Origin of the sequence: Altererythrobacter sp. KTW20L (genome assembly GCF_023501975.1) — a bacterium.
Classification (GTDB): Bacteria; Pseudomonadota; Alphaproteobacteria; order Sphingomonadales; family Sphingomonadaceae; genus Alteraurantiacibacter.
In genome coordinates, this window is record NZ_JAMFLH010000005.1 from 104,031 (window position 1) to 113,926 (window position 9,896).

General features: G+C 66.0%; 13 protein-coding genes. 7 read left to right on the top strand and 6 right to left on the bottom strand.

Going from position 1 to position 9,896, the window contains the following annotated elements; all coding sequences use genetic code 11:
* Positions 1–146: 146 nt before the first annotated feature.
* From pyrE to ruvX, 7 genes are read left to right on the top strand one after another with little or no spacing between them, the layout of a single operon-like run.
* Positions 147–728, top strand: coding sequence for an orotate phosphoribosyltransferase (pyrE, locus tag M3P36_RS06365; RefSeq protein ID WP_249702415.1), 582 nt, complete (start codon positions 147–149; stop codon positions 726–728).
* Positions 725–1,471, top strand: coding sequence for a pyridoxine 5'-phosphate synthase (locus M3P36_RS06370; RefSeq protein WP_249702416.1), 747 nt, complete (start codon positions 725–727; stop codon positions 1,469–1,471). The genes pyrE and M3P36_RS06370 overlap by 4 nt, the downstream gene beginning before the upstream one ends.
* 3 nt (positions 1,472–1,474) lie before the next feature.
* Positions 1,475–1,876 carry a holo-ACP synthase gene (gene acpS, locus M3P36_RS06375; protein ID WP_249702417.1) on the top strand — a complete coding sequence of 134 codons (402 nt, stop codon included), beginning with the start codon at positions 1,475–1,477 and terminating at the stop codon, positions 1,874–1,876.
* A gap of 11 nt (positions 1,877–1,887) precedes the next feature.
* Positions 1,888–2,766, top strand: coding sequence for a signal peptidase I (lepB, locus tag M3P36_RS06380; protein WP_249702418.1), 879 nt, complete (start codon positions 1,888–1,890; stop codon positions 2,764–2,766).
* Positions 2,763–3,872 carry an AI-2E family transporter gene (locus M3P36_RS06385; protein WP_249702419.1) on the top strand — a complete coding sequence of 370 codons (1,110 nt, stop codon included), beginning with the start codon at positions 2,763–2,765 and terminating at the stop codon, positions 3,870–3,872. Before lepB ends, M3P36_RS06385 begins: the two co-directional genes overlap by 4 nt.
* Positions 3,865–5,028, top strand: coding sequence for a DUF3089 domain-containing protein (locus M3P36_RS06390; RefSeq protein ID WP_249702420.1), 1,164 nt, complete (start codon positions 3,865–3,867; stop codon positions 5,026–5,028). Before M3P36_RS06385 ends, M3P36_RS06390 begins: the two co-directional genes overlap by 8 nt.
* Positions 5,010–5,507, top strand: coding sequence for a Holliday junction resolvase RuvX (ruvX, locus tag M3P36_RS06395; protein ID WP_249702421.1), 498 nt, complete (start codon positions 5,010–5,012; stop codon positions 5,505–5,507). Before M3P36_RS06390 ends, ruvX begins: the two co-directional genes overlap by 19 nt.
* Here the strand turns inward: ruvX and M3P36_RS06400 are convergent.
* From M3P36_RS06400 to M3P36_RS06425, 6 genes are all read right to left on the bottom strand, one after another.
* Positions 5,504–6,403: a transposase gene (locus M3P36_RS06400; RefSeq protein ID WP_249702422.1), complete on the bottom strand. Its 900-nt coding sequence runs from the start codon at positions 6,401–6,403 to the stop codon at positions 5,504–5,506. The genes ruvX and M3P36_RS06400 overlap by 4 nt on opposite strands.
* Positions 6,403–7,356, bottom strand: a complete 954-nt coding sequence (locus tag M3P36_RS06405; protein WP_249702423.1) for a hypothetical protein — start codon at positions 7,354–7,356, stop codon at positions 6,403–6,405. Before M3P36_RS06405 ends, M3P36_RS06400 begins: the two co-directional genes overlap by 1 nt.
* Positions 7,357–7,384: 28 nt before the next feature.
* The gene (locus M3P36_RS06410) at positions 7,385–7,543 is read right to left on the bottom strand and encodes a hypothetical protein (RefSeq protein ID WP_249702424.1); all 159 of its coding nucleotides are present in this window, start codon (positions 7,541–7,543) and stop codon (positions 7,385–7,387) included.
* A 75-nt stretch (positions 7,544–7,618) separates the two neighbouring features.
* Positions 7,619–8,425, bottom strand: a complete 807-nt coding sequence (locus M3P36_RS06415; protein ID WP_283773361.1) for a precorrin-2 dehydrogenase/sirohydrochlorin ferrochelatase family protein — start codon at positions 8,423–8,425, stop codon at positions 7,619–7,621.
* Positions 8,422–9,687, bottom strand: coding sequence for a diaminopimelate decarboxylase (gene lysA, locus M3P36_RS06420; RefSeq protein ID WP_249702426.1), 1,266 nt, complete (start codon positions 9,685–9,687; stop codon positions 8,422–8,424). Before lysA ends, M3P36_RS06415 begins: the two co-directional genes overlap by 4 nt.
* Positions 9,688–9,699: 12 nt before the next feature.
* The gene (locus M3P36_RS06425) at positions 9,700–9,885 is read right to left on the bottom strand and encodes a hypothetical protein (RefSeq protein ID WP_349630547.1); all 186 of its coding nucleotides are present in this window, start codon (positions 9,883–9,885) and stop codon (positions 9,700–9,702) included.
* Positions 9,886–9,896 lie beyond the last annotated feature (11 nt).

Sequence of the window (9,896 nt, forward strand, 5' to 3'; positions counted from 1 at the left end):
TTCAACCCTTGGCTAGGGCATCTTGGGCGGGCCTATACGCCCGCTTGCCCCGTGCCTCAAGCGCTTCTAGGAGGAATTTTCACAGTTGGCGATAAGGGCTTTTGTCCCGCCGCCCCGATCACCTGTCGAAAGGCTTTCGCAAAACCATGACTGATGACGAGGTGCTGGCCGAATTCCGCGGCTCCCAAGCCCTGCTCGAAGGGCACTTCAAGCTATCATCGGGCCGCCACTCGGCCCATTACCTGCAATGCGCCCGGGTTCTGATGAATCCCGAACGCGCCGCCCGCCTCGCCCTGGCGCTGGTGCAGCGCATCCCGCGCGATGTGCGCGCGAAGATCGACCTGGTGGTCTCGCCCGCCATGGGCGGCCTCATCATCGGGCACGAAATGGGCCGCGCGCTGGGCAAGGACGCGATCTTTGTAGAACGGCCCACCGGCACTTTCGAACTGCGCCGCGGCTTTGCCATTCCGGCAGGCGCGAGGGTGCTTATGGTGGAAGACGTGGTGACCACCGGCCTGTCCAGCCGCGAGGCGATGGATTGCGTGCGGGCCGAAGGCGGTGAGATCGTTGCCGAAGCAGCACTGGTCGATCGTTCCGCAGGGTCGGTCGATCTCGGCGTGCCGTTCTTCCCGCTCGTCGCCATCAATTTCCCGACCTATGCCGAAGACGAGCTTCCGGCAGATCTGGCCGCCTTGCCCGTTACCAAGCCCGGCAGCCGCAAGGAGTGAGTGCCGTGAGCCGTTTAAGGCTGGGCGTGAACATCGATCACGTCGCCACGATCCGCAATGCGCGCGGCGGGGACCATCCCGATCCCGTGCGCGCGGCGGAAATCGTCGCGGCGGTGGGCGGCGACGGCATCACCGCACACCTGCGCGAAGACCGCCGCCATATCCGCGACGAGGACCTGCGCCGCATCCAGGCAGCAACCGACCTGCCCTTGAACCTCGAAATGGCGGCGACCGAGGAAATGCTCGCCATTGCGCTGGCCCACAAACCCCACGCCGCCTGCATCGTGCCCGAAAAGCGCGAGGAGCGCACGACCGAGGGCGGGCTGGATGCCGCAGGCCTGCACAACCAGCTCGCGCCGATCTGTTCGCGGCTCGCCGATGCGGGCATCCGCGTTTCGCTGTTCATCGAGGCAAGCGAGCGCCAGCTTGAAGCGGCGATGCGGCTCAATGCCCCGGTGGTGGAATTCCATACCGGCGAATATGCCCACGCCTGGCTCGACGGGGATCGCGACAAGCTCGCCCGCGAGTTGAAGCGCGTGACCGACATGGCCGCGCTGGCAGTAAAGAATGGCATCGAACCCCACGCCGGCCACGGCCTCACCTACGACAACGTCCAGCCCATAGCGGCCATCCCGCAACTGGCCGAACTCAACATCGGGCATTACCTGGTGGGCGAAGCGGTGTTCGTCGGACTGGAAGCGGCCGTACGGCGGATGCGCGACCTGATGGATGCGGCGCGCTAGATCATGATCATCGGCCTCGGCTCCGACCTGTGCAATATCGAGCGGATTGCCAATTCGCTCGAACGCTATGGCGCGCGGTTCACCAATCGCGTGTTCACCGATGTGGAGAACGCCAAGGCCGCACGTCGCCCGCACACCATTGCCGGGACCTATGCCAAGCGCTTCGCCGCCAAGGAGGCCTTTTCCAAGGCGGTCGGGACCGGTTTCAAGCGCGGAGTGTTCATGAAGGACATCGGCGTGGTCAATGCCCCATCGGGCGCGCCGACGCTCCATCTCACCGGCGGCGCAGCGCAGCGCCTCGCCGAACTCACACCTGAAGGGCACACGGTGAAAATCCACTTGACGCTGACCGATGATCACCCCTGGGCCCAGGCCTTCGTTATCCTGGAAGTCCAGCCCGAATGAGCCCCCTTTCGATGAGTGACGACGAGATCAAGAAGCGCGAAGGTATCAACTGGTGGGCCGAAGTGCGCGGCCTTGCCCTGATGCTGCTGGCTGTGCTGGCGTTCCACACCTTCCTTGCCAAGCCGTTCTACATCCCCAGCGCCAGTATGGTGCCCAGCCTGATGGTGGGCGACCGTCTGGTGGTGTCGAAGTATCCCTATGGCTGGTCGTGGGTCTCGGCCAGCTTCCATGCCCTGCCCCGGTCGAGCTGGCGGATTGCACCCGATACGCCCGAATATGGCGACGTGGTGATCGTGGTCCCGCCGGACCGGGCCGAGGACTATATCAAGCGCGTGGTCGCCCTGCCGGGAGACCGGATCGCCATGGTAAATGGACAGATCATCCTCAACGGCGAACCCGTGCCACAGGACATGGAGCCGCCGGTGCGCCTGCCCGCCGACAACCAGAACCTGTGCGACAATTTCGGCAGTGCCAGCCCCTGCCTCGACGTGTTCGAGCCCTACCGCGTTCGTCTTGATGATGGCAGCGAGGTCTATGAACCGCCGACATACCGCGAAACCCTGCCCAACGGCGCAACCTATCTCATCATCGACCACGTCCAGCAGCGGCTCGACAATTTCGAGGAGCTGACCGTGCCTGATGGCCATATCTTCCTGATGGGCGACAACCGCGACCATTCGGCCGACAGTCGCGCGCCTTCCGGGCTGGATGGCGGCAATGGTCTTGGCGGCCCTGTCCCCATTGCCGATGTCGGCGGGCGGGCGGAGTTCATCACCTTCTCGCTGGACGGGCGCGCCACGCTCAATCCCTTGACATGGTGGCCCGCGCTGAGGCCTGATCGCGCCTGGACCAGCCTGCGCCCGCCGCTTGCCGAAGGAAACGCGCCATGAGCACCCGTGCAGAGGAAGATGAAGCGCTGGGCGCCAGCCCCACCCGCATCGCCAGTTCCGAGATCCGCCACGAGGTGAAGCGCGCCGCGGTCTGGATCGCGATGGTGGGCCTTGCGATCCTCACCGTCTATATCTCGCAGAGCCTGCTGGTGATCTTTGGCGCCCTGGTGTTCGCCGCCATGATCGACGGCGGTGCGCGTCTGCTGGGGCGCGTGCTGCCGATCGGGCGCATGTGGCGGGTGGCCATCGTGCTGCTCGCCAGCGTGGCATTCCTGTACTGGCTCGTCATGTTCGCCGGATCGCAGATCTCGCGCGAAGCCGCCCAGTTTCCCGCGATCATCGAAGCCCAGGCGACGCAGTTCGCCGCCTGGCTCGACAGCCAGGGCTTCCAGATCGACATCAGCAATGTGCAGGGCCTGATCGGCCAGGCGATGAGCGGGTTCGGCACCGTTACCCGCGCGCTGGGCGGCATCCTCGGCGGGCTGACCACCGTGGTGCTGATCCTGATCATCGGCATCTATGTGGCGATGGAGCCGCGCCTCTACGAACGCGGCGTGGCATGGATGATGCCCGCCCACAAGCGCTCGGATTTCCACATCCTCGTCAGCCGCATGGCCTTTACCATGCGCCGCCTGATGTTCGGGCGGCTGGTCGGCATGGTGTTCGAAGGCATCCTGACCTATATCATGCTGGCGGCATATGGCGTGCCGATGGCCGCGCTGCTATCGATCCTGACCGGCCTGCTCGCCTTCATTCCCAATATCGGCGCCTTCGTTTCCGGCATCCTGATGGTCCTGGTTGGCTTTTCCGGCGGCGTGGACATGGGACTCTACACGATCTTCGTCTATTTCGTGGTCCAGACCTTCGATGGCTATGTCGTCATCCCCCTGATCGCACGCAAGACGGTGGACCTTGCCCCCGCGCTGGTCCTGGCGATGCAGCTTATCATGGGCATCCTGTTCGGCATCCTCGGCCTGTTCCTGGCCGATCCGCTGCTGGCGATGATCAAGGTTGCGCTGGAACGCCGGTCGGAAAAGAACGCGGCGGCCGATGGCCTCGCCCGCGACCACCAGACAGAATCAGAGGCGATCCCCCGCGATGCGTAAGTTCCTTTATACCATCGTAATCCTCATCATCCTGGTCGCAGCAGCGCTGTTCGCCTTCCGCCTTTATGGCGACGAGCTGACGCGGATCGCCCTGGTTCCTTCGGCGGAGTTCGCGCCGCCTGATGCGCTGGATTCCAATGCCTATGCCGATCCGGCCATGTGGTTCTCCCGCCCCGGCATGGGTGCTCCCGAAGATGCCGCGCGCTGGCAGCCGCAGGTGCGGGCGGCAGAAATCGGGGAGGATGCCGTTGCTGCTACTCCGCCCGCTTCCGAACCGGCCATCGCCTATCCGCAGTTCGCGGTGTTCTTCGTTCATCCGACCAGCTTCTGGGACAACCGCCGCTGGAACGCAGGCCTGGACGATGCCGATTCGCAGCGCCTCGCCCGGCTGATGGTGCGCGGCATGGGCAGCGCCTTTAACCGGGCGAGCGAGATCTGGGCCCCGCGCTATCGCCAGGCGACTTTCGGCACATTCCTGTCCGATTCCGACCAGGCGCAGCAGGCATTGGACGCCGCCTATGCCGATGTGGCCGCGGCCTTCGACTATTTCGTCAGTCGGGTCGATCCTGCCACCCCGATCGTACTGGCGGGCCACAGCCAGGGCGCGGTCCACGTACTGCGCCTGCTGCGCGAGAAGGTTGCGGGCAACGCACTGGAGGGGCGCATTGCCGCGGCCTATCCGGTCGGCTGGCCGATCTCGGTCGAGCACGACCTGCCCGCCCTGCCGCTCCCCGCCTGTGCCACGGTGGACCAGGCGGGCTGCCTGGTGGGCTGGACAAGCTTTGCCGATAACGGCGACCCCGGCATGATGCTGGCGCAATACCGCCTGACCGACGGCTTCACCGGCGAGCCGCGCGGCGACAGCCCGATCCTCTGCGTCAATCCGCTGACCGGCTCGATCAACGGCACCGCGCCTGCCACGGCCAACATGGGCACACTGGTGCCGAGCGACGACCTGACAACGGGCGATCTGGTGGTGGGTGCCGTACCCGCACGGTGCGACGCACGCGGCCTGCTGCTGATCGGCGATCCGCCGGAAATGGGCAGCTATGTCCTGCCGGTGAGCAATTACCACGTCTATGACATACCGCTGTTCTGGGCGAACCTGCAGGCCGACGTGGTGCGACGGGTGGGCGCATGGACCCCGAACCGCTAGTCCCCGCGCCGATTACCGAGAACGCGATCGAGTTTCGCGACGCGCTGCCAGAAGAAGGCGGCGCGCTGCTCGGCCTCGACCTCGGTACCAAGACCATCGGCATCGCCCTGTGCGACCCCGAATGGCGCTTTGCCACGGCGGGCAAAACCCTGCCGCGCACCAAGTTCACCGCCGACAAGGGTGCGATTGCCGCGCTGGTGACGGCGCGGTCGGTAAAAGGTATTGTCATCGGCCTGCCGCTCAACATGGATGGCAGCTCCGGCCCGCGGGCGCAGGCCAGCCGGGCTTTTGCCAAGAACCTCGCCGTGCTGGGCCTGCCGATCCTGCTGTGGGACGAACGCTGGTCCACCGCTGCGGCCGAACGCGAGATGATTGCGCAGGATTTCAGCCGCGCCAAGCGGGCGGAACGGATCGACAGCCACGCCGCCGCGGTGATCCTGCAAGGCGCGATCGACCGGCTGGCGGGCGGGATTTTCTAGGCCGTTGCCAGTTCCCGCCGCCGCCGGGTGGCTTCTCCTGCCACCAGGCGGCTGCCGTTACCCTCAGCCCTCCGCCACAGGGCATCGCGTTCCGCAGGGGGCAGAATGCCCGCCTGGGCCTCCAGCGCCACCAGCCGCATCCGGTCGCTCACATGGTGCGCGGCGAAGTTTTCGGCCAGGTCCAGCCCGTCGGGATGTTCCAGCCCCACGGCCACCCGCAGGAAAACCTCGCTGCCGCCCGAACTGATGACCCTGGCGATCCGGTCCTGCTCCACATCGAAGGCATACTGGTCGAGCCAGCCCTGGGCACCGCCGGCATGCATGATGTTGACCGAGACCGACAGGCTTTCGGGCGGCAGTTGCGAGTGCACGTCCACATGGGCGCGGTAAAGCATCAGCTTGCCGGGATCGAGCGTGGAGCGTTCGATAAAGCGCAGCCCCGCCTTCTCGCCCACCACGCCGGTCACCGCGTCATAGTCGTATTCGTAATAGTCCGAGGCATAGCCCGGTCCGAAATAGCCCACGGTGAGGAAGTCGAAATTGTGGTCATGCGGCAGCTCGTAGCTGAAGGCACTCTTGCCCGAAGCGCGAAACACGTGGTCGCCATGGCCGGGCCAGAAATTGGCGCGCATGAAATATTCGCTGCCCAATGGCGACAGCATGATCACCTGCGGGCCATAGGCCGAGGCATCCTCCTCGCCGCCCTTGGGGTCCTTCAGTTCGGCCAGCATGGCCTCGGCCAGGAAATCGCGGTTGTTGCCGAGCCTGCGCAGCCAGTGGGCGGCGTGGAGCAGGCTCTCCTCCTCGCGCGGATCGAAGCCGAAGCTGTCGAGCGCGGCGTGGCATTCCTCCAGCGCGCAGGCGGTATCGTCGGCATATTCGATTACGCGGGGCATCAGGCTATCTCCAACTGGCGCAGGGCGGGATGGTCTTCGACGAGGCGCGCATGAAGCGCGGCGGCATCGGATGACAGCGGATCATCGGTGCGGCGGGCAATCCGCGTCAGTGCCGCAAATCCTTCAGCCGTATCGAGCGCGAGGCTTTCGCGCAGGGCCTGCCAGCGCAGCGAGGCATCGTCGTGGGCCAGGGCCATCTGCGCCAGCACCGGCGCGGCTTCGCTCCGCTCCATCCGGCCAAGAAGTGCGGCCATCATCTCGCGCCGGCTGATGGCGAGCGATCCGGCAGACAGGTGCCGCAACTCCCCCGTCATGCGGCAATACTCGCGGCCCGGCTCCGGGTGCTCAGTCTGCTGCAACAGCCGCAGGGTGACGAGACGCTGCTCGACGCAGCTCGTCGTTAGCGCTTCGGAACTGCAATCGAACGCCAGCCGCACACCCTGCTGCAAGGAGATCTCCTCCTCGGCAAAGCTGACCTGCTCGCGCGGCCCGTGGATTCGCAGGATGGTGGCCCTGGCCCGTCCTGCCAGTGTGGCATCGTAGCGCAGACCGTCGGTGAACGATGCGCAGGGAGAGGTGAACGTGCCCGGTTCCCGCGATTGCAACAGCAACTGCGCGCGGCCGGACTTGGCCAGCAACAAGGTGCCGGTACACCCGTCGAAGGCATAGCGGAAGGACGGATGGCCCAGCGGATTGGCGGCAATCGCGCCGCACAGGTGTCTGGCCAGCGAGGCGATCAACGCCTCGGCCGCGCCCTGCCCGGTGAACAGCTCGTCGAGGCCGGGGCACTGCTCCAGTGCCGCCCCTGCACCGAAGGCATCGAAGTGGGCAAGCATCCCGGCCACGCCGGTTTCCTCGCGCCAGGCGTCGAGCGCCGCCTTCATGGCGGCCTGGGCCTGGCGCTGCGGAGCCCGATCGCTCCGCAACGCCGCGATGGCAGGGTGAACATGCATTGCTGCTATCCGTCCTTGGCCGCCGAGCTCAGATAATGCCGCCGCCGGGGGGCATCGTTTCATAGACGATGGTGGCGAGCACCAGGATCGAGTCGTCGTGGCCGGGCATCTTGCGGGCCGATCCGAACAGGCCGGTCAGCGTGTTGAGATCGGGCAGGCTCGCCAGATCGATCTTGGGAAGGTTCATGGGTCAGTCTCCTCTTACCGACGGGTCAGGCGCCCGACCGAACCGACCTTGGCGGCGTCGCCTTGAGGAGTGAAATTAAGAGACTGTAATGTTGGCTGAGCCTGTCCCTTGCCGCACAACGACAACCAGGCCATCGGGTTCTCGGCCCGCATAGGGATTTTCGAACCGGGCCGCATCCGCGCGCGCGCGGTCGAGGATGGCGGCGGGAATGGCGGGATCGTGCAGCACGGCATCGGCGCTGCCAAGCAGCCGCGCCTGGCGCAGGGTCAGGTCTTCGGGATCGAGGCTGGCGAGCACGATCTCGACCCGCCCGGTCAACGGTTTCGCCCCGACCTGCTCCAGCCAGTCACCGATCCGCCCAGCTGCGCCTTCGCTCAAGGGATCGAGCGGCCCGCCAGTGGTCAGCGCCGCATCGAGCGCCTGCCGCCGATCGGCCATGCGTGGCCAGCGGGCCTTGATCGCATCACGCGCGGCGTTGAGCCTGGCCGCCAGATCGCCCAGGTCCGCCGGCAGCAGCTGTTCGAGCCGCAACCGCAATTGCTTGGCAAGACCTGCCGATGCGCCCGAGGTGCCGATTGCCACGATCACCGGATCGCGTTCGAGAATGCTCGGCGTGGTAAAGTCGCACAGTTCGGGCCGGTCCACCACGTTGACCAGCAGTCCGGCACAGCGGGCGCGGATTGCATCGGCCTCGCACATGGCGGCATTGTCATGGGCAATGAAGGCGAGCCTCGCGCCGCGGTCGATACCGTCCTGCAGCTCGGCAATCATCTCGCCGCCCGCGCGTTCGACCAGCCGCCGTTTGGGCTCGGCCATGCCCCCCTCGCCCAGCACCACCACCGGCTGTCCGGCGAGGCGATGGAACAGGGGGAGCGATTTCAATCGAGCCACTCCGGCACGCGTTCGGCCGCGGTAATTTCGGCGGGCAGGATGCGGTCGGCCACGCTGGCCACCTTGTCGCCGTCCACCATCACCTCGGCCACGAACCCGCGCGAGTTGTAGGAGCTGGCCATGGTCGCGCCATAGGCCCCGGCGGTGCGGAAGATGGCGAGGTCGCCGCGCTCGAGCGCATCGGTCGGGCGGTCCGTGGCGAAGGTATCGCCGGTCTCGCAGATCGGGCCGACGATATTGGCCACCATGCGGTCACCCGTGGGGGCAACGGCATCGAAATCGTGCCAAGAACCATAGAGCGCCGGACGCGCCAGGTCGTTCATCGCCGCATCGACGATGACGAAAGGCACACGGTTGCCGTTGCGCTTTACCCGCACCACGCGGGTCAGGAGCACGCCGGCATTGCCCGCAATCACGCGGCCCGGCTCGAACATCAGGGTCACGTCCCAGCCCTTGGTGACACGCGCGACCATCGCGCCATATTCCGCCGGGCTCGGCATGACTTCGCCCGCGCGATAGGGAACGCCCAGACCGCCGCCGAGATCGACATGGGTCACCGTACCGCCCTGGTTGCGGATCTGCTGCATCAGTGCGCCGATCTTCTCAAACGCCTGTTCCAGCGGGCGCAGGTCGGACAGTTGGCTGCCGATATGCACCGCCAGCCCGCGCATCTCCAGGCCGGGCATTTCGGCCAGCCGCAGGTACATCGATACGGCCAGGTCAATCGGCACACCGAACTTGTTGTCGGCCTTGCCGGTGGAGATTTTCTCGTGCGTGCCCGCGTCGATGTCGGGATTGACCCGCAGGGCGCAGGCCGCAGTCTGCCCCTTGCCTGCGGCGATTTCCGACAGCTCGATCCCCTCTTCCTCGCTTTCGAGGTTGAACTGGCCGATTTGCTTGTCGAGGCCCATCGCCAGCTCGGCGCCGGTCTTGCCCACTCCGGAAAACACGATGTCGCTGGCCGGCATGCCCGCCGCCAGCGCCCGCGCCAGTTCGCCGCCCGAGACGACATCGGCCCCGAAGCCTTCGCGCTGCATCACCCGCAGTACGGCGAGGTTGGGGTTGCTCTTGACCGCAAAGGCGAGATGCGGCGGCTTTTCCAGCCCGCTCAAGGCCTCGCGGAACACCCGCGCATGGCGTTCGAGCGTGGCGCGCGAATAGATATAGACCGGCGTGCCGAATTCATCCGCGATCCGCGCCATCGGCACGTCCTCGGCGTGGAGTTCGCCGTTCCTGAGTTCAAAATGATCCATGATATGTCTAGTTCAGCCTTCGGGCGGGAGATCGAACGGATCGTCCTCGCGTTCTTCGGATTCGCTGCGCAGTTCGACGCTGCGTTCGGGCACGGCCTGCGGTGAGGTGCGGAGCAGGTCGTGACTGGTCGGCGGCTCGGTCGCGCCATAGGGCGTGGGCGGCAGGCTCTTGCCTTCGGGCGGTTCAAGTTCGCGCATATTGCCACAGG

Bases quoted from the DNA above. Each gene is read 5' to 3' on its own strand.
- pyrE (WP_249702415.1), top strand. From the start codon at position 147: ATGACTGATGACGAGGTGCTGGCCGAATTCCGCGGCTCCCAAGCCCTG.
- acpS (WP_249702417.1), top strand. From the start codon at position 1,475: ATGATCATCGGCCTCGGCTCCGACCTGTGCAATATCGAGCGGATTGCC.
- lepB (WP_249702418.1), top strand. From the start codon at position 1,888: ATGAGTGACGACGAGATCAAGAAGCGCGAAGGTATCAACTGGTGGGCC.
- M3P36_RS06385 (WP_249702419.1), top strand. From the start codon at position 2,763: ATGAGCACCCGTGCAGAGGAAGATGAAGCGCTGGGCGCCAGCCCCACC.
- M3P36_RS06390 (WP_249702420.1), top strand. From the start codon at position 3,865: ATGCGTAAGTTCCTTTATACCATCGTAATCCTCATCATCCTGGTCGCA.
- ruvX (WP_249702421.1), top strand. From the start codon at position 5,010: ATGGACCCCGAACCGCTAGTCCCCGCGCCGATTACCGAGAACGCGATC.
- M3P36_RS06400 (WP_249702422.1), bottom strand. From the start codon at position 6,403: ATGCCCCGCGTAATCGAATATGCCGACGATACCGCCTGCGCGCTGGAG.
- M3P36_RS06405 (WP_249702423.1), bottom strand. From the start codon at position 7,356: ATGCATGTTCACCCTGCCATCGCGGCGTTGCGGAGCGATCGGGCTCCG.
- M3P36_RS06410 (WP_249702424.1), bottom strand. From the start codon at position 7,543: ATGAACCTTCCCAAGATCGATCTGGCGAGCCTGCCCGATCTCAACACG.
- lysA (WP_249702426.1), bottom strand. From the start codon at position 9,687: ATGGATCATTTTGAACTCAGGAACGGCGAACTCCACGCCGAGGACGTG.
- M3P36_RS06425 (WP_349630547.1), bottom strand. From the start codon at position 9,885: ATGCGCGAACTTGAACCGCCCGAAGGCAAGAGCCTGCCGCCCACGCCC.